Annotated in this window: 17 protein-coding genes, 1 tRNA gene and 1 pseudogene; 9 read left to right on the top strand and 10 right to left on the bottom strand. The window is 71.8% G+C overall.

The window, feature by feature from the left end; translation table 11 throughout:
• The first annotated feature begins 96 nt into the window (after positions 1–96).
• Positions 97–1,263, top strand: a complete 1,167-nt coding sequence (locus ACIQHQ_RS00410) for an SUKH-4 family immunity protein (protein ID WP_402608609.1) — start codon at positions 97–99, stop codon at positions 1,261–1,263.
• A gap of 11 nt (positions 1,264–1,274) precedes the next feature.
• On the opposite strand, the gene ACIQHQ_RS00415 is transcribed toward ACIQHQ_RS00410, so the two are convergent.
• From ACIQHQ_RS00415 to ACIQHQ_RS00425, 3 genes and pseudogenes are all read right to left on the bottom strand, one after another.
• A complete protein-coding gene (locus ACIQHQ_RS00415; protein ID WP_402608611.1) occupies positions 1,275–2,495 on the bottom strand; it encodes an LAETG motif-containing sortase-dependent surface protein in 1,221 nt (406 codons plus the stop codon).
• Between the two features lie 156 nt (positions 2,496–2,651).
• Positions 2,652–2,834: pseudogene (locus tag ACIQHQ_RS00420) on the bottom strand (transposase); the annotation flags it as partial.
• A 256-nt stretch (positions 2,835–3,090) separates the two neighbouring features.
• A tRNA-Cys gene (locus ACIQHQ_RS00425) sits at positions 3,091–3,165 on the bottom strand.
• 248 nt (positions 3,166–3,413) lie between these two features.
• On the opposite strand from ACIQHQ_RS00425, the gene ACIQHQ_RS00430 reads away from it, so the two are divergent.
• From ACIQHQ_RS00430 to ACIQHQ_RS00455, 6 genes are all read left to right on the top strand, one after another.
• The gene (locus tag ACIQHQ_RS00430; protein WP_402608613.1) at positions 3,414–5,477 is read left to right on the top strand and encodes an MFS transporter; all 2,064 of its coding nucleotides are present in this window, start codon (positions 3,414–3,416) and stop codon (positions 5,475–5,477) included.
• A gap of 150 nt (positions 5,478–5,627) precedes the next feature.
• Positions 5,628–5,852, top strand: coding sequence for a hypothetical protein (locus tag ACIQHQ_RS00435; RefSeq protein WP_402608615.1), 225 nt, complete (start codon positions 5,628–5,630; stop codon positions 5,850–5,852).
• Positions 5,849–6,220: a Fic family protein gene (locus ACIQHQ_RS00440; protein ID WP_402608617.1), complete on the top strand. Its 372-nt coding sequence runs from the start codon at positions 5,849–5,851 to the stop codon at positions 6,218–6,220. The genes ACIQHQ_RS00435 and ACIQHQ_RS00440 overlap by 4 nt, the downstream gene beginning before the upstream one ends.
• A gap of 137 nt (positions 6,221–6,357) precedes the next feature.
• Positions 6,358–8,157 (top strand): DEAD/DEAH box helicase, encoded by a 1,800-nt coding sequence (locus tag ACIQHQ_RS00445; protein ID WP_402608619.1) that lies wholly within the window; start codon positions 6,358–6,360, stop codon positions 8,155–8,157.
• A gap of 368 nt (positions 8,158–8,525) precedes the next feature.
• The gene (locus ACIQHQ_RS00450; protein ID WP_283972987.1) at positions 8,526–9,167 is read left to right on the top strand and encodes an IclR family transcriptional regulator; all 642 of its coding nucleotides are present in this window, start codon (positions 8,526–8,528) and stop codon (positions 9,165–9,167) included.
• Positions 9,168–9,243: 76 nt separating this feature from the next.
• Positions 9,244–10,035 (top strand): S16 family serine protease, encoded by a 792-nt coding sequence (locus ACIQHQ_RS00455; RefSeq protein WP_402608621.1) that lies wholly within the window; start codon positions 9,244–9,246, stop codon positions 10,033–10,035.
• Here ACIQHQ_RS00455 and ACIQHQ_RS00460 read toward each other — a convergent pair.
• The 6 genes from ACIQHQ_RS00460 to ACIQHQ_RS00485 form a co-directional block, all read right to left on the bottom strand.
• Positions 10,032–10,205, bottom strand: coding sequence for a hypothetical protein (locus tag ACIQHQ_RS00460; protein WP_402608623.1), 174 nt, complete (start codon positions 10,203–10,205; stop codon positions 10,032–10,034). The two genes, ACIQHQ_RS00455 and ACIQHQ_RS00460, sit on opposite strands and share 4 nt — an antisense overlap.
• 11 nt (positions 10,206–10,216) lie before the next feature.
• Complete coding sequence (locus tag ACIQHQ_RS00465; protein WP_402608625.1) at positions 10,217–10,789, bottom strand: ArsR/SmtB family transcription factor; 573 nt, start codon at positions 10,787–10,789, stop codon at positions 10,217–10,219.
• Positions 10,790–10,999: 210 nt separating this feature from the next.
• A complete protein-coding gene (locus ACIQHQ_RS00470) occupies positions 11,000–11,806 on the bottom strand; it encodes an ABC transporter permease (protein WP_402608627.1) in 807 nt (268 codons plus the stop codon).
• Positions 11,803–13,068 (bottom strand): betaine/proline/choline family ABC transporter ATP-binding protein, encoded by a 1,266-nt coding sequence (locus ACIQHQ_RS00475; RefSeq protein ID WP_402608629.1) that lies wholly within the window; start codon positions 13,066–13,068, stop codon positions 11,803–11,805. Before ACIQHQ_RS00475 ends, ACIQHQ_RS00470 begins: the two co-directional genes overlap by 4 nt.
• Entirely contained in the window at positions 13,061–13,708 is a 648-nt protein-coding gene (locus tag ACIQHQ_RS00480) for an ABC transporter permease (RefSeq protein WP_402608631.1), read from the bottom strand. The genes ACIQHQ_RS00475 and ACIQHQ_RS00480 overlap by 8 nt, the downstream gene beginning before the upstream one ends.
• Before the next feature lie 18 nt (positions 13,709–13,726).
• Positions 13,727–14,197 (bottom strand): Lrp/AsnC family transcriptional regulator, encoded by a 471-nt coding sequence (locus ACIQHQ_RS00485; protein WP_402608633.1) that lies wholly within the window; start codon positions 14,195–14,197, stop codon positions 13,727–13,729.
• Between the two features lie 123 nt (positions 14,198–14,320).
• On the opposite strand from ACIQHQ_RS00485, the gene hppD reads away from it, so the two are divergent.
• Entirely contained in the window at positions 14,321–15,466 is a 1,146-nt protein-coding gene (hppD, locus tag ACIQHQ_RS00490) for a 4-hydroxyphenylpyruvate dioxygenase (RefSeq protein WP_402608635.1), read from the top strand.
• Between the two features lie 51 nt (positions 15,467–15,517).
• On the opposite strand, the gene ACIQHQ_RS00495 is transcribed toward hppD, so the two are convergent.
• Positions 15,518–16,948: a tetratricopeptide repeat protein gene (locus ACIQHQ_RS00495; protein ID WP_402608637.1), complete on the bottom strand. Its 1,431-nt coding sequence runs from the start codon at positions 16,946–16,948 to the stop codon at positions 15,518–15,520.
• Between the two features lie 92 nt (positions 16,949–17,040).
• Here ACIQHQ_RS00495 and ACIQHQ_RS00500 point away from each other — a divergent pair, with 92 nt between their 5' ends.
• A complete protein-coding gene (locus tag ACIQHQ_RS00500) occupies positions 17,041–18,447 on the top strand; it encodes an FAD-binding oxidoreductase (protein ID WP_402608639.1) in 1,407 nt (468 codons plus the stop codon).
• Positions 18,448–18,453 lie beyond the last annotated feature (6 nt).

An 18,453-nucleotide genomic window follows, 5' to 3' on the forward strand; every position in this document is an offset into this window, starting at 1 on the left:
TACTGTTCTGGGCAGTGGGGAACGGCTGCCGGGCTGGGCCGGGCGGTCTGCCGTGTTCCGTCAGGGGACGGTGAGCAAGCACATGCGGGGGAGCCCATGAGTATGACCGACACCGGTTCCGCGGTGATCACCCTGACCGAGTCCGAGCTGGATCCGTGGGTGACGCACGCGTCCACGCGGCACTGGCTGACCGGCCCCGGACTGCCCTGCGACAGTGGTGTGCTGAGCTTCGCGGAGCTGAGCCGCGAGGGTCTGCGCACGATCGCCGGCTCGACGGCCGACCCGGACGAGTGCCTTTCGGCCGAGCTGCGCGAGCAGTTGGTGATCGGGGGACTGCTGGGCCCCGGCGGCCTGGAGACGGAGTCGGTCCTGCTCGACGGCGCGACGGGCGAGATCTCGACGGCGTACGTCCTGCACGACCGCCCCGGCCTGATGGACCGCCGCCCCCTGGCCCCCTCCTTGCGGACGCTGGTCCGCTTCGCGGAGGCCACCGACGAACTGGCGGGCCTGCGCGGCCAGTTCGCCTCCTACGCGGGCCGCTACGGCCCCAAGGCGGTGGCGGAGGCGTCCCAGCACCTCCTGGCGGTGTTCCGCGACGGCGCGGACGGCGAACCGGCCCCGTTCTGGAAGATGGCGGCACTGATCCGCCCCCTGTCCCTGGTGGCGGGCCGGGGCGGCGCGTCCGGCCTCTCCCTGGACCTCCCGCACCGCCTCTTGGACCAGGAGTTCGGCCCCGGCAAGGTGGCGCGCTTCGAGGACGTCGACTTCCCCGCGGCCCTCACGCACGAGCCGACCCGCCGCTTCCTGCGCGAGGTGGGCCTCCCGGAGGACGTCCACGTCTTCTCCCTGGACACGGACGTCCCCTTGGCGACGCTCGCCGAGTACCACGCCGACACCGACGCCCCGGCGGAGCTTCCCGCCGGGGCCCACCGTCTGCTCCGCCTCGGCCACCTGGTCGAGGACAACAGTCTGGTCGTCGACGGCGCGACGGGCGCCGTCCTCAACTGGAGCGAACCCGAGGCGACGCTCTACCCGCTCAACACGGACGTGTCGACCCTCGCCTTCACCCTCTGGCTCCTGCACCGCGAGCGCGCGATAGACGCCCAGTCGTCCCACGAGCTGACGACCGATACCTACGACCAGCTGGCCATGACGATGCTCCAGGTCCTGTCGACGGTCGACCCGACGGGTGTGACCGCCGACAGGCCGGCCCGCCACTACTGGACGCATGCCTTCCATGACGAGGCGGGCCGGGTGCTCTGACGGATCCGCCGTCAGGCGGACTCGGAGGCGGTGCGGCGGCGCACGACGAACACCAGGCCCCCGCCGATCACCGTGGCGGCGGCCGCCGCACCGGCGAGCAGCGGGGTGCCGTCGGAGCCGGTGGTGGCGAGGTTGCCGCCGGTCGTACTGCCGGTCGTGGTGCCGGTGGAGCCGCCGGTCGTGGTGCCGGCCGGGGCCGACGCCGAAGGGGAAGCCGTGGCGCCCGTGCCGCCGGCGGCCTGACCCTCCGGGTCGTTGCCGCTCCCGCCGTCGCCGGAGCCGCCGTCCGCGCCGTCCGAGGGGCTCGGCCCGGGCTCGTAGTCGCTCGGCAGGTCGATGCTGATCAGGGCGGTGTTGTTGGCGCGGTTCTTGTCGTACACCGGGGCGATGTCGTAGACCGACGACGCCTTGATCTCACCCTCGGGATCCTGAGCGGACTTCTTGATCTTCAGCATGAAGGTGTAGGCCAGGGACTGACCGGCGTCGAGGGTCCCGTTCTGCGGCCAGCACACGTACTTGGGCTTGCCCGTGGTCCCCTGCGGCCCGCTGGGCCCGTCGATCCCGAACGGCGCGCAGTCCTTCGGCACCCCGACGGCGACGGTGCCCGGCGGGATCTGCACCAGCAGGCCCGGAAGATCGTCGCTCTCCTGGTTCTGCACCCAGCCGGGGCCGTCGTTGCGCAGGGTCGCCGTGACCGACTGCTCCCCGCCGGGCAGGGCCTCGGTCTCCTCACCGACCGCGACGAGGTCGGCGGTGTTGTCCGCGGTCAGGGTGAGTCGCCGGTGGCTGTCGTCGTACCCCTCGCCCGGCGCCTCACCGCTCACGCCCGTGCCGTACTCGACGGCCTCCATCAGCGCGTTGTCCAGCGCCTTGAACCGGACGGGCGTGGTGATGGAGGCACCGGGTTCGATGACCGTGTCGAGCTCGCAGAGCGCCTGCCGTACCTGGTCCTTGACGGTCGAGTAGGTGCAGCCCGCCATCTTCTCGGGGAAGTCCAGCCCTCGGGTCAGACGCACCCGGAAGGCGACCCCGTCCACGGCGGCTGTGCCCTTGTTGGTGAGGGTGACGGACTTGTCGTACACCTCACCCGGCTTGGGAGTCGCGGACGGCAGGGCGGACACGACCAGTTCGGGCCCGCCCTCCTCCGCGTGCGCCAGGGGCGCGGCGACAGGGGGACCGGCGACGGCGATCACGGCAGCGGCCAGGACGGCAGCCGAGGGGCGGAGGTGCACGGGGTTCTCCTTGTCGGAAATTCCTCGTCGGCCCTGGAAGGCACGACGACCGGAGCGCGGGCTACGGGTCATGTCCTGGACACCTGAGAGGCATTCGGGGTTGTGCGCGACTTCCCTCGCCTCGTAGTCGTTTCCGGTTGCCGGGCACGGGCCGGCCCGGATGCTGAACAACGCTGGGGTGCGGAAGACGCGTTGGAGGCGGCGGTTGTATCGCTGTGGGCGCCGTAGGTTGCCGCTGACCTTGCCGGAGTCGCGAGGCACCGGGGCGACGCCGTCGAAGCCGGCGAGACGGTCGGGGCTGCCGAAGACACTCATGTGGCCGCCGGTGGCAGTCAGGAACAGTCAGCATTCGGCCGTGAGTGCGGCGGCGCGGGCGCTCGATCTCACGGAACGGGGGCCACTTGAGGAAGACGTCACGGAGACGGTCGCGCTTGTGCGACTCAGGGACCATCAAGATCTGTCCTGGCGGCCGATGAGGCGACAGGCATGCCTGCCCCGCCGAGCTCAACGGAACCGAGACGGGAACTGAGACGGAAGAGCGAGAGGGCGGCGCCCCTCCGGAGGCACCACCCTTTCGTTCTGCCTGGCCGGCAGGTGGAGGCCGTGGCGGGATTCGAACCCACGTAACTCGCTTTGCAGGCGAGCCCCTGAACCACTCGGGCACACGGCCGTGATCGAGTTCGGCGTTCCACTGCGGTGGCGGGCTTCGGACCCACGCGATCGCCGTTTTCGAACTCGGTGCAGTGACCGTAGGTCGGCCGGGCATGGGGCTCAAGGGTGTCGGACGGGCTGCAATGTGACTGCCACACGCGGTTCATGAAAGGGGTGGCCGAGAAGAGGGGTGTACGACCAAGGTCTCAGGCGGAGACCGTCTCGGGACAGGGGTCACAGACAGGCGTGCACCTTACGCTGGCGGGCATGACCGTCCCGAAGCCACATGATGCCGATGTCCAGGAAGCCGCTGGTCCGCCTTTCGTGGCCGAGCGGGAAGAGGGCGTACTGGGGGCGGCCTACCGGGCGTTGAGTGTCGGGATCGTCTCCGTCGTGCTGCTCATCGCCTTCGAGGCGACCGCCGTCGGCACGGCGATGCCTGTCGCGGCCCGGGAACTGGACGGGGTGTCCCTGTACGCCTTCGCGTTCTCCGGGTACTTCACGACGAGCCTGTTCGGGATGGTGCTCTCCGGGCAGTGGTCGGACCGGAGCGGCCCCCTCGGGCCGTTGACGACCGGCATCGCCTCCTTCGGGGCCGGGCTGCTGCTGTCGGGGACCGCCGGGACGATGTGGGTGTTCATTCTGGGGCGGGCCGTGCAGGGGTTCGGCGGCGGGCTGGTGATCGTCGCGCTGTACGTCGTCGTCGGGCGGGCGTATCCGGAACGGCTGCGGCCCGCCATCATGGCCGCCTTCGCCGCGAGCTGGGTGCTGCCGTCGATCGTCGGTCCTCTCGCGGCCGGCACGGTGACCGAGCAGTTGGGGTGGCGGTGGGTGTTCGTGGGGATCCCCGTGCTCGTCGTCTTCCCACTCGCACTCGCGCTGCCGCAGATCCGGCGTCGGGCGTCGGGACCGGCGGGAGGGACCGCCAACAGGCCCGCCCAGTCGGAGAGTTCCCCCAAGACGGACCTGCCCGCCAAGACGGACCCCTCGGCCAGGATGGATCTGTCGGCCAGGACGGATCTGCAGGATCAGACGGACCGACCGACCCAACGGGACCGATCGGCCCAGACGGACCGGCCGGACCAGGCGGGTCTGCCGGCCCAGGCGGATCCGCCCGTGCCGTCGGACCTGCCCGTCCCGGCTGAACGGACGGCCCTGGCCGACCGGCCTGTCCCGTTGGACCCGGTTCTGGCGGCGGATCAGGCCAGGACGGTGGACCCGGCCGTGACGGTGGACCAGGCCAGGACGGCGGATCCGGCCGTGACGGTGGACCAGGCCAGGACGGCGGATCCGGCCGTGACGGTGGACCAGGCCAGGACGGCGGATCCGGCCGTGACGGTGGACCAGACCAGGACGGCGGATCAGGCCAGGACGGTGGACCCGGCCGTGACGGTGGACCAGACCAGGACGGTGGACGAGGCCAGGACGGCGGACCCGGCCGTGACGGCGGACCCGGCCGCGCCCGAAGATCTCCCGTCCGCCCCGGCAGACTTCGCAGCCGCCCCGGCGGATCTCCCGTCCGTCCCGGTGGGCGCAGCGCCCGCCCCCGTCGACCGCCGGCGCATTCGGCTTGCCCTGGCCGTCTCCCTGGGGGCCGGGCTGCTCCAGTACGCCGCCCAGGACTTGCGTCCGCTCTCGCTCCTGCCCGGTGCCGTGGGTGTGGCCCTGCTCGTGCCGGCCGTGCTCGGGCTGCTGCCGCGCGGCACGTACCGGGCCGCCCGCGGGCTGCCGTCCGTCGTGCTGTTGCGCGGCGTCGCGGCCGGGTCGTTCATCGCCGCCGAGTCGTTCGTGCCGCTGATGCTGGTCACGCAGCGCGGGCTCAGTCCGACCCTGGCCGGTTTCTCGCTCGCCGCGGGCGGTGGGACGTGGGCGCTGGGCTCGTGGGTGCAGTCACGGCCGCGGGTGGAGCCCTACCGGGAGCGGCTGGCCACGGTCGGGATGCTGCTGGTGGCCGCGGCCATCGCCACGGCCCCGAGTGTGCTGGTCGACTCCGTGCCCGTCTGGACCGTGGCCGTCGCCTGGGCCTTCGGCTGTTTCGGGATGGGGCTCGTGATCTCCTCCACGAGCGTGCTGCTGCTCAAACTGTCCGCCCCGGAGGAGGCCGGCACCAACTCCGCCGCCCTCCAGATCTCCGACGGCCTTTCCAACGTCGTCCTGCTGTCCGCCGGAGGCGCCGCCTTCGCCGCGCTGGGCGGCGGCACGGTGACCCACACGGCCACCCACACCTCCGGCTCCCACCCGGCCGCCTTCACCGCGGTGTTCCTGCCGATGGCGGTGGTGGCGCTGGCCGGGGCCTGGGTGTCGACACGACTGCGGGAACGACGACCATAGATCCGGGGCGGACGACGGACGACGGACGGCAGACGGCAGACGACGATGGACGGCAGACGGCAGACGGCAGACGGCAGACGGCAGACGGCAGACGGCAGAGGTGGACGGCGGACGCGGGCCCCAGGGGATCGGTAAAGCGGTCGTCACCCCGTGATCGCCCGCCGTACCTCTGGGCATGTCCCACCTCGTGCTGCCCACGGCCCCGTCCTGCGCTCGGCCCTCGACGACCTCGCGCACGCGCAGGGCCGCACGCCCGTAGAGGTGGTGCGGGACGCCGTACGCGGACACCGGCGCGAGGAGGGCGCACGCGTGCGTGCCGTCGCCGAGGGGCTCGCGCGGCACCACGCCGAGCTGCTGCGGAGGCTCGGCGAATGACCCGTTACCTGACCGTCGACGAGGTCACCGCCATCGCCGAGGTGGCCTTCGGGGGCGGCCGCCCCAGGCGCGTACTCCCGGACTGCTCGCCTCCGCCGCGCACCGCCCGCGCCCGGATGTTCGGTACGGCCGCCTACGACGACCTGTACGAGCAGGCGGCCGCCCTGCTGCACGCGCTCGCCGCCAACCCTCCCCTCGTCGACGGGAACAAGCGCACCGCCTGGCCGGCCACCGCCACCTTCCTCGCCCTCAACGGCGTCGACCCGGCCGGGCTGGACCAGGACGCGGCCTATGCGCTGGTCGTCGACGTGGCCTCCGGGGCCGAGGCGGAGGTCGGGTGGATCGCGGGGCGCTTGCGGGGGTTGTGACGTCGGTCCCACCCGCCGGTGACCCGGCCCGGTCCGGGCACGGGTGGGCTCGGGGCGCCGGTAGGGTGGCCCGGTTGTCATACGTAGCCGAGCCGTCAGGCTCCCTCGAACGAGCCGCCCGACCCCCAACGGAGACCGTGACTACCACCGCCGGCACCAGCACTGCCTCGCACCACCTGTCCCCGGCGTTCCCCGGCCGCGCCCCTTGGGGTACCGCCAGCAAGCTCCGCGCCTGGCAGCAGGGCGCGATGGAGAAGTACATCCAGGAGCAGCCGCGGGACTTCCTGGCGGTCGCCACCCCCGGCGCCGGCAAGACGACCTTCGCGCTGACGCTGGCCTCCTGGCTGCTCCACCACCACGTCGTGCAGCAGGTGACCGTGGTGGCCCCGACCGAGCACCTGAAGAAGCAGTGGGCCGAGGCCGCCGCCCGTATAGGGATCAAGCTCGACCCGGAGTACAGCGCCGGGCCGCTCGGCCGGGAGTACCACGGGATCGCCGTGACGTACGCCGGTGTCGGAGTACGGCCCATGCTGCACCGCAACCGCGTCGAGCAGCGCAAGACCCTCGTCATCCTCGACGAGATCCACCACGCCGGTGACAGCAAGTCCTGGGGCGAGGCCTGCCTGGAGGCGTTCGAGCCCGCCACCCGCCGGCTCGCGCTGACCGGTACACCCTTCCGGTCCGACACCAACCCCATCCCCTTCGTCACGTACGAGGAGGGCAACGACGGCATCCGGCGGTCGGCGGCCGACTACACCTACGGCTACGGCAACGCGCTCGCCGACAACGTCGTCCGGCCGGTCATCTTCCTCTCCTACAGCGGCAACATGCGCTGGCGCACCAAGGCCGGTGACGAGATCGCCGCCCGGCTCGGCGAGCCCATGACCAAGGACGCCATCAGCCAGGCCTGGCGGACCGCCCTGGACCCGCGCGGTGAGTGGATGCCCTCCGTGCTGCGGGCGGCCGACCAGCGGCTGACCGAGGTCAGGAAGGCCATCCCGGACGCCGGTGCCCTCGTCATCGCCTCCGATCAGGACTCGGCGCGCGCCTACGCCAAGCTCATCCGGGACATCACCGGCAGCAAGGCCACTCTCGTGCTCTCCGACGACTCCGGCGCCTCCGAGCGAATCGACGAGTTCAGCGCGAACAACGACCGGTGGATGGTCGCGGTGCGGATGGTGTCCGAGGGCGTCGACGTACCGCGCCTGGCGGTGGGCGTGTACGCCACCACCATCTCCACGCCGCTCTTCTTCGCGCAGGCCGTCGGGCGTTTCGTGCGGTCCCGGCGGCGCGGCGAGACCGCCTCGGTGTTCCTGCCGACCGTGCCCGACCTGCTCTCCTTCGCCAACGAGATGGAGCGCGAGCGCGACCACGTCCTCGACAAGCCCAAGAAGGAGGGCGAGGAGGACCCCTACGCCGAGTCCGAGAAGGAGATGGACGAGGCGAACCGGGAGCAGGACGAGGACACCGGCGAGCAGGACATGCTGCCTTTCGAGGCGCTGGAGTCCGACGCCGTCTTCGACCGGGTCATGTACAACGGCGCCGAGTTCGGCATGCAGGCGCACCCGGGCAGTGAAGAGGAGCAGGACTACCTCGGCATCCCGGGGCTGCTGGAACCCGACCAGGTGCAGTTGCTGCTGCAGAAGCGGCAGGCCCGGCAGATCGCGCACAGCCGCAAGAAACCGGACGAGGAAGCCGACCTGCTCGAAGTGCCGGCCGAGCGGCGGCCGGTGGTCTCCCACAAGGAGATGATGGAGCTGCGGCGGCAGCTCAACACGATGGTCGGCGCGTACGTCCACCAGAGCGGCAAGCCGCACGGCGTGATCCACACGGAGCTGCGGCGCGTGTGCGGAGGGCCCCCGGCGGCCGAGGCGACGGCGGGGCAGTTGAAGCAGCGGATCGCCAAGGTGCAGGAGTGGGCCACGCGAATGAAGTGACGCCGGGCGTTGCCGTCGGCGGGCCGGGCCATGCCCGGCCCGTTCCGCATGTGTGGGTGTAGTGCGTGCGTGCTCCGTGGGGCGTGAGAGCCCGGTGTTGCACCTATCCGGGCAAACAGGGCCAGTCGGTCCCGCGTCGTGCCCGGATTCTGGACGGAGGCTTCCGCTGAGCGAACCTGCTTCGCTACTGTCCGGCTACGCATACGCCCCGTGGCAGCGCCGCCGCGGAGCGCAGCCGTGAAGCGACGCGGTCCGGACAGGCCGGGCCGCCGGCCGATCGGCGGCCTCTGAAGCGCGTGACCGACGGGACTCGGTGACGTATCCGCCGACCGAGGGGCCGCCGACCTCACCACTAAGGAGTGGGCGTCGTGACCGCGGAGACCTCCCAGACGCTCGACCGGGGACTGCGTGTCCTCAAGCTGCTCGCCGACACGGATCACGGGCTCACCGTGACCGAGCTCTCCCTTCGGCTCGGAGTGAACCGGACCGTCGTGTACCGGTTGCTCGCGACGCTGGAACAGCACGCCCTCATACGCCGTGACCTCGGAGGACGTGCCCGGGTCGGGCTCGGGGTGCTGCGGCTGGGGCGGCAGGTCCATCCGCTGGTGCGGGAGGCCGCGATGCCGGCGCTGCGATCACTCGCCGAGGACATCGGCGCGACGGCGCATCTGACCCTGGTCGACGGCGCGGACGCGCTCGCGGTGGCCGTCGTGGAGCCGACCTGGACGGACTATCACGTCGCCTACCGGGCCGGGTTCCGGCACCCGCTGGACCGGGGAGCCGCCGGCAAGGCGATCCTCGGGGCCCGGCAGCACCCGATGGCCGGTCCCGGCTACACCCTGACCCACGGGGAGCTGGAGGCGGGCGCGTGCGGGGCGGCGGCGCCGCTGCTGGGCGTGACGGGCGTCGAGGGCAGCGTGGGCGTGGTGATGCTGGCGGAGGCGGTGCCGGAGCGGGTGGGACCGCGGGTCGTCGACGCGGCCCGGGAGGTCGCGGAGGCGCTGCGCTGACGGACGCCGGGTCGCGGGGGAGGGCCGCCGACGCCCTGATCCCGGGCGTACCGCACGCCCGCGTTAGATTGATCCCGTGTTCTCTCGCCTCACACGCCCCCAGGCCATCGCCGTCTGCGCCCTGCCCGTCGTGGCCCTGTTCGCCACGGCGGTGTTCGCGCCGCTGCCGTTCTCGGTGGCGCAGCCGGGGCTGACGGCGAACGTGCTGGGCGAGAACAAGGGCACGGAGGTGATCACCATCTCCGGGGCACCGGTCCGGGACACCCGGGGCCAGCTGCGGATGACCACCATCGAGGCGACCTCCCCGGGCACCCGCGTCTCGCTCCCCGACATCATCGACAGCTGGTTCCGCACCGACCAGGCGGTCATGCCGCGCGACTCCGTCTACCCGAGCGGGAACAGCGTCAAGGAGATCGAGCGGCACAACGAGAAGCAGATGAGGGAGTCCCAGGACGCGGCGACGCGGGCCGCGCTGGGCTACCTCGGTCTCGACGGCGAGGACGTCGAGGTCAGCCTGAAGCTCGCGGATGTGGGCGGGCCCAGTGCGGGGCTGCTCTTCTCCCTCGGGATCATCGACAAGCTCGACGGCGACGGCACGGGTGGCGATCTCACGGGTGGCCGGGTCATCGCCGGTACGGGCACGATCGACGCGACCGGCCGGGTCGGTGCGGTGGGGGGCGTCGCCCTCAAGACGCAGGCCGCGAAGCGGGACGGTGCGACGGTGTTCCTGGTGCCGAAGGCGGAGTGCGGGGACGCCCGCGCCGAGCTGCCGAAGGGCTTGCGGCTGATTCCGGTGACCACCCTCAAGGGCACGGTGAGTTCCCTGGTGGCCCTGGAGACGGGCAAGGGGTCCGTGCCGAGTTGTTAGTGGGCGGTGGCCGCTGTCCCCGGCCGGGTGGCGAGCCGTAACCCGACTTCTATCAGGGTCCAGCCGAGGCGTGCGCGGAGGTCGGGACGGGGCGTCGGGTGGGGTCCGGTCTCGGCTCGGAGTTCCGCGGAGCGGGCGTGGTGCAGGGCGAGGTGGATGTCCGGGTGCATGGCGAATCCCTTCAGTCGGTGCGGACGGGGAAGACGTGCGTGTGGACGCGTACCGACTCGGCGTCCGGGGTGCCCTCGGGCAGCGGGCTGTAGCTCTGGACGAGCTCGTGCATCCTGCCGATCAGCTCACGTGCGAGTTCGGGAGTGAGCCGCAGTGTGAAGTCGCTCAGATCGGTCGCGCCGTCCCACTGCGCGCCCCATTCGCTCGTGTTGCCGAGATAGGTCGCGACCTCCCGCGTGTGCACGTTCGCGAGCTCGTAGCGGAACAGGGCGACGGCTCCGCGTACGGTGGGATCCGGATCCTGGATGAGCGTCTCGTCGAGTTGGACGCCCCGGTCCACCGCCTTCCACCAGCGCTCCCGCCCCTTGCCACGCTCCGGGTCGTCGGTGACGAAGCCGTGCGCGGCGAGTTGCCGTAGGTGGTAGCTCGTGGCACCGCTCGACTCGCCCAGCCTCTCCGCCAGTTGGGAGGCAGTGGCGGGTCCGCCCCGCCGTAGTGCGGTCAGCAGCTGCATCCGCAGGGGGTGGGCCAGGCCGCGCAGGGAGCGGGCGTCGAGCAGTCGCGGAGCCGGTTCGTCGGGCATGCATGCAAAGATAACGTTGCAAAGAAACCCTTGCAAGGGTTTCTTTGCAACTCTGGGGGCTAGCCCTCTCTGGCAAACGTCTTCCCCACCAGCCACTCCCACGCCACCTGATGTGGATCCTCGCCGTCCGCATCCGCCTTCGCGTTCAGCGAGGTCCTGAACCCGGTGACGGCGCGGCCGAACAACTTCGTGGCGCGGACGTACGCCGCTTCACGGCCGCAGCCCTCGCGGCCGCAGCAGCAGTTCGGCGATCGACGCCAGCCAGTCCACCAGCAGTGCCAGCACCACCGTGAGGACCGATCCCAGCACCAGCACCGGCATCCGCTGGTTGGTGATGCCGGTCGTGATCAGCACACCGAGGCCGCCGCCCCCGCCGAAGACCGCCAGGGTCGCCGTACCGACGTTCAGGACGAGGGCCGTGCGCACGCCCGCGAGGATCAGCGGGACCGCCAGGGGGAGTTCGACTCGCGCCAGCACCCCCCACGGGGACATGCCGATGCCCCGGGCCGCCTCCAGCAGGGTCGGGTCGTTCGCCTTCAGGCCGGTGATCGTGTGGGAGAGCACGGGCAGGACGGCGTAGACGATGATGCCGGTCAGGGCGGCCCTGCGGCCGATGCCCAGCCAGACGACCAAGAGGGCCAGCAGGCCGATCGCCGGGGTCGCCTGACCCGTGTTGGCGAAGGCCATCACCACCGGGGTGGCCCTGCTCACCGCCCCGCGGGTCAGCAGGATGCCCAGCGGGATCGCGATGCCGAGCACGAAGAACGTAGAGAGCACGGTCAGTTGGATGTGCTGCCACAGCGCCTTGCTCACCTGGCCGCCCGACAAGGCGTCGCGGGTGAGCGCGTCCAGGTCGGCCTGCTGGAACCACAGCCAGGTGGCGAGCAGCACGGCGATCAGGGCAACCGGCAGGAACGTCAGCTTCCGCCAGGTGAGGCGGGTGGGCCGGCGCTCCGGTGGGGGCGCCGCGGCCTCCTCGAGAGGCACGGAGGTTTCCTCGACCTCCGTGGCGCTCACCGTTCTCCTCCCGGGCCGCTCAAGGCCGCCGGGCCGGATGCCCCCTCCTGCTCCGCGTGCGCCTGCGAGGCCCGCAGCGACTCCAGCTCGTGCTGGTCCTCCATCGCGTCGAGCCGCAACCGGTCGGCCACCAGCATCTCGTGCACGGAGTTCATGAGGGTCTCCATGTCGACGACGCCCGTGTACTCGCCGCGCCGCCCGGTCACCGGCACTCGGCCCACGTTGTCGGTGAGCACGGCCTCCAGGGCGTCCCGCAGGGTCGCGTCCCGGGTGACGGTGTCGTGCACCGGTGTCCCGGCGCGGGCCAGCGAGCCCCGGGCCCGCATCAGATCGCCGCGCCGTAGCCACTTGTAGGGCCGTCCGCGCCGGTCGAGCAGCAGGACCTCGTTGCTGCCGCTGGTGCGCAGCCGGTTGAAGATCTGCTGCAACGGGTCGTCGACCGTGACCGTCGGATAGTCGGTGATCTCCACGTCCCGTACCCGGGTCAGGTTCAGCCGCTTCAGTGCCGCACCGGCGCCCACGAACCCGGACACGAAGTCGTCCGCCGGGTTGGTCAGGATCGCCTCGGGGGTGTCGAACTGCGCGATGTGCGACCGCTCGCGCAGGACGGCGATCCGGTCGCCGATCTTGATCGCCTCGTCGAAGTCGTGGGTGACGAAGACGATCGTCTTGTGCAGTTCGTGCTGCAGCCGGATCAGCTCGTCCTGGAGGTGGTCCCGGGTGATGGGGTCCACCGCCCCGAACGGCTCGTCCATCAGCAGCACCGGGGGATCGGCGGCCAGGGCCCGGGCCACGCCCACACGCTGCTGCTGCCCGCCGGACAGCTGACGCGGGTAGCGGCCGTGGAACTCCCCGGGGTCCAGGCCCACGAGGTCGAGCAGCTCCTCCGTCCGCTCCTCGATCCGTGCCTTCGGCCAGCCGATCATCTTCGGGACGATCCCGATGTTCTGGGAGACCGTCATGTGCGGGAAGAGCCCGGCGGACTGGATGGCGTAGCCCACCTTGCGGCGCAGCTTGACCGGGTCCATGTCGGTGACGTCCTCGCCGCCGATGCGGATGCGGCCGCAGGTCGGCTCGATCAGGCGGTTGATCATCTTGAGCGTGGTCGACTTCCCGCAGCCCGACGGGCCGACGAAGACGACGACCTCGCCCGCCTCGATCTCCATGCTCACGTCGTCCACCGCCGGCTGCGCACTGCCGGGGTAGCGCTTGGTCAGGCCCTCCAGCTCGATGGAGGCACCGTGGCCGCCGGTCTCAGGCACGGATCCCCCTGGGGATGGTCAGCCGTCCCATCAGGACGTACGCGGCGTCGAACAGCAACGCCAGGACGACGATGCCGAGCGTCCCCGCGAGGACCTGGTTGAGCGCGTCGGCGCTGCCCAGCGAGGCGAGGCCGCGGAAGATGACGTTGCCGAGACCGGGCCCCGAGGCGTACGCCGCGATGGCCGCGATGCCCATCAGCATCTGGGTGGAGACCCGGATCCCGGTCAGGATCGGCGGCCAGGCCAGCGGCAGCTCGACGCGCAGCAGCCGGGCCGGCCGGGACATGCCGATGCCCGCGGCGGCGTCCACCAGTGTCGGGTCGACGCGGCGCAGCCCGACGATCGCGTTGCGCACGACCGGCAGCAGCCCGTACAGCGTCAGCGCGACCACCGTGGGCGGCACGCCGAGGCCCACGACGGGAATGAGCAGGCCGATCAGCGCGAGCGCCGGCACGGTCAGGATGGTGGCGGTGGTCGCGGTCGCGAGGTTCCCGGCCCACTCGCTGCGATAGCCGGCGACACCGATCAGCACGCCGAGCACGGTCGCCACGACCATGCACTGAAAGACGACGCTCGCGTGCTGGTAGGCGTCCGTGAGCAGCTGCTGGTGCCGGCTGACCAGGTACTCCCAGAAGTTCACAGGCGCTCACCCCACGACTCAGGTCTCCTCCGCGGCCTGCTCCACGAGCGGGATGATCCGCAGCGGAACGGGGTTCTCCATGACGATCGCCGTGGAGGCCCGGACGATGCCATCAAAACCGACGACCCGGTCGATCACACGCTGGAGATCGGCGTTCGAGCGGGCCACGAGCCGGCACAGCATGTCCCCGGTGCCGGTGGTGGTGTGCAGCTCCAGCACCTCCGGCACGGTCGTCAAGTGGGCTCGTACGTCGGGCCCTTGCCCCTGCCGGATCTGCAGCGTCGCGAACGCCGTGACCGGGTAGCCGAGCGCGGCGGGATCCACCTGCGGACCGAACCCCCGGATGACTCCGTTCGACTGAAGCCGGTCCAGCCGGGCCTGCACGGTGCCGCGGGCCACACCCAGCCGCCGGGACATCTCCAGCACCCCGATCCGCGGCTCCCGGGCGAGCAGCAGGATGATCCGGCCGTCCAGATGATCGATCGCCACAGCAGCCTCCCGGCATGGTCATCCTGTACAGAAGGGCGGCCTGTACGGCCGTATTGCTGAGCAGATTGCCCAGCAGAATCGCCAACTATTGCGCACCTTGCCGGTCGGGGAGACCCTGCGGCTATGACGCAGACCACACACCACACTCCCGACACCGCCCGGCAGGCCGACCCCTTCCCGGTCAAGGGAATGGACGCGGTCGTCTTCGCCGTGGGCAACGCCAAGCAGGCGGCGCACTACTACTCCACCGCCTTCGGCATGAAGCTGGTCGCCTACTCCGGACCGGAGAACGGCAGCCGCGAGACCGCGAGCTACGTGCTGGAGAACGGCTCCGCCCGCTTCGTCCTCACCTCGGTCGTCAAGCCCTCCACCGAGTGGGGCCACTTCCTCGCGAAGCACGTGGCCGAGCACGGCGACGGCGTCGTCGACCTCGCCATCGAGGTCCCGGACGCGCGCGCCGCCTACGCCTACGCCCTGGAGCACGGCGCCCGCTCGGTCGCCGAGCCGTACGAGCAGAAGGACGAACACGGCACGGTCGTCCTGGCCGCCATCGCCACCTACGGCGAGACCCGCCACACCCTCGTCGAGCGCTCCGGCTACGACGGCCCCTACCTGCCCGGCTACGTCGCGGCCAAGCCGATCGTCGAGCCGCCCGCCCAGCGCACCTTCCAGGCGATCGACCACTGCGTCGGCAACGTCGAGCTCGGCCGGATGGACGAGTGGGTCGGCTTCTACAACAAGGTCATGGGCTTCACGAACATGAAGGAGTTCGTGGGCGACGACATCGCCACCGAGTACAGCGCGCTGATGTCCAAGGTCGTCGCCGACGGCACGCTCAAGGTCAAGTTCCCGATCAACGAGCCGGCCATCGCCAAGAAGAAGTCCCAGATCGACGAATACCTGGAGTTCTACGGCGGGGCGGGCGTGCAGCACATCGCCCTCAACACGGGCGACATCGTCCAGACGGTCCGCACGATGCGGGCGGCCGGCGTCGAGTTCCTCAACACGCCCGACTCCTACTACGACACGCTCGGGGAGTGGGTGGGCGAGACCCGCGTCCCGATCGACACCCTGCGCGAACTGAAGATCCTCGCCGACCGCGACGAGGACGGCTACCTGCTGCAGATCTTCACCAAGCCGGTCCAGGACCGTCCGACCGTGTTCTTCGAGATCATCGAGCGCCACGGCTCGATGGGCTTCGGCAAGGGCAACTTCAAGGCCCTGTTCGAGGCGATCGAGCGCGAGCAGGCCCGCCGCGGCAACCTGTGATCCGATGGCCCCACCGAGCTCGTGCGGGTGTCACGGGGCACCCGCACGAACTCATGGCCCGGCCATCTCCGGAACATTCTCGTCGGGCGGTTCCCCCAGCTCCTGCGACGCCTTCCGGGCCGCACGCGCGTGCAGGGGAGAGAAGTGCGGGTTGATCCGCAGCGCCTCCGCGAGGTGCCGGCGGGCCGCGCCGTAGCGCTTCAGTTCCCGCTCGATCACGCCCCGGTGGTACATGGACACCGCGTCGCGCACCCCGCCCCCGCGTTCGGAGTCCGTCGCCGCCAGCGCGAACCGCAGGGCCTTCTCCGGCTCCCCGGCCCGGTACAGGGCCCAGCCCAGCGCGTCGGCGACCTCCGTCCCGGGCTGGCGCCCCCACTCCGCCCGCAGCCGCCGCACCGCCGCCTGCGGATCGCCGTGGTCGGCCTCGAAGCGGCCCAGCACCAGCTCCTCGTCCGCCCCGCCCGCGGCGGCGGCCCGCACCCGCTCCCGCAGCAGGTCGTACTGCACCCGGGCCGCTTCCGGCATGCCCAGCGACTCGTACAACTCGCCCAGTTCCAGGGCGTACCGCGGGCACGGCTGCCGGGCGAGGGCCACCCGGTAGGCGTTCAGGGCCTGCGTCGTCCGGCCGAGGGCCGCCAGCGCCCGGCCCTGACCCGCCTGCGCGGCCCGCTGGTCGGGGTCGAGCCGGACCGCCTCCCGGAAGTGCCGCAGCGCGACCTCGGGGTCTCCGCGCTCCCAGGCCAGCTGCCCGGCCCGCTCCAGGTAGGCCGCCCGCTCGGCGGGGGTCCGCGCGCCCGCCGCCGCGTCCGCCAGCGAGGCCGCCGCGTCCTCCTGCCGGCCCCGGTCCCGGTACACGGCCGCGGCCCGCGCGAGCACGGCGGGGCCGGAGCGCAGCTCGGTCAGCCGCTCCAGCGTCCGCTTGACCGCCTTGTGCTCGCCGAGCCCGGTGTAGGCGTCGATGAGCAGCGGATACGTCGTCCACCGCCGCGGCTCCAGCCTCAGCGCCGCCTCGCCCCACCGGCGCGCGGCACGGAAGTCCCGGCGGGCGTTCGACAGCGCGGCCAGCCCGGCCAGGGCCCGGGTGTTGCGCTGCGGACGCACCGCCAGCGACGTCCGCAGCGCGTGCTCCGCGCGCGGGTAGTACGCCGGGTCGGCGAGGCGCCGCCCCTGCTCCACATAGGCCGCCCCGAGCACCGCCCAGGACGTCGCGTCGCGCGGACGTGCCCGCACGGCCTTCTCCCGCTCGTCGATCAGCTCCGCCAGGCCGGGCAGCGCGGCCGGCACCCCGTTGCCGACCGCGGCCATGGCCTGTGCCCCGGGGGACGGCGGGGCGGGCTCGGCGGGCCGCTCCCGCGGCAGCAGCACCAGCACCCCGCCCAGCACGGCACACCCCGCGACGGAGGCGATCAGCACCGGCCGGGTGCGCACGCGGCGCTTCGAGCCGCTCTCCCGCCGCACCGGACCCTCCTGCTGCTTCTCCATGCCGTTCACTGTGCGTCAATACGACGACCACACCCGGGCAGGTGAAGGGTGCCGCCGACGGGGTTCACACCGATGGCCCCGGGTGCGAACCTGTGATCATGAGCCGTATCGAAGCGCCCGGCGACGAAACGACCTCCCACCTGGCCGACCTCCTGCTCGGCGGCCTCCCCGCCGAGGCGGTCCTCACCGACCCCGACGTCACGGCCTCCTACGCCAACGACATGGCGAGCTTCTGCCCGGCCGGCACCCCGGCCGTCGTCGTACTGCCCCGCACGACCGAGCAGGTACAGCACGTGATGCGCACCGCCACCGCCCTGCGCGTCCCGGTCGTCCCGCAGGGCGCCCGCACCGGCCTGTCCGGCGCCGCCAACGCCTCCGACGGCTGCATCGTGCTCTCCCTGACGAAGATGGACCGGATCCTGGAGATCAACCCGGTCGACCGCATCGCCGTCGTCGAACCCGGCGTGATCAACGCCGCCCTGTCCCGGGCCGTCGGCGAACACGGCCTGTACTACCCGCCGGACCCCTCCAGCTGGGAGATGTGCACCATCGGCGGCAACATCGGCACCGGCTCCGGCGGCCTGTGCTGCGTGAAGTACGGGGTGACCGCCGAGTACGTCCTCGGTCTCGACGTCGTCCTCGCCGACGGCCGCCTGATGTCCACCGGCCGCCGCACCGCCAAGGGCGTCGCCGGGTACGACCTGACCCGCCTGTTCGTCGGCTCCGAGGGCTCGCTCGGCATCGTCGTACGAGCCGTCCTCGGGCTGCGCCCCAAGCCGCCCGAGCAGCTGGTGCTGGCCGCCGAGTTCGCCTCCGCGGCAGCCGCTTGCGACGCCGTGTGCCGCATCATGGAGGGCGGCCACGTCCCGTCACTCCTCGAACTCATGGACCGCACGACGGTCAAGGCCGTCAACGCCATGGCGCAGATGGGCCTCCCCGAGACCACCGAGGCCCTGCTGCTGGCCGCGTTCGACACCACCGCCCCGTCGGCCGACCTGGCCGCCGTCGGCGCGCTGTGCGAGGCGGCCGGCGCCACCCAGGTCGTCCCCGCCGACGACGTGGCCGAGTCCGAACTGCTCCTTCAGGCACGGCGGTTGTCGCTCACCGCGCTGGAGGCGGTCAAGGGCGTGACGATGATCGACGACGTGTGCGTGCCGCGCTCCCGGCTGGCCGAGATGCTCGAAGGCGTCGACCGGATCGCCGAGAAGTACCAGCTCACCATCGGCGTCGTCGCCCACGCGGGCGACGGCAACACCCATCCGACGGTCTGCTTCGACCCCGCGGACCCCGGCGAGTCCCGGCGCGCCCGCGAGTCCTTCGACGAGATCATGGCCCTCGGCCTGGAACTCGGCGGCACCATCACCGGCGAGCACGGCGTCGGCGTGCTGAAGAAGCAGTGGCTGGCGCGCGAGATCGGCCCCGTGGGCATGGAGATGCAGCGGGCCGTCAAGCAGGCCTTCGACCCGCTGAACCTCCTGAACCCGGGCAAACTCTTCTGAGGCCCG

This window comes from Streptomyces sp. NPDC092370 (assembly GCF_044755265.1).
In the GTDB taxonomy this organism is placed as follows: Bacteria; Actinomycetota; Actinomycetes; order Streptomycetales; family Streptomycetaceae; genus Streptomyces.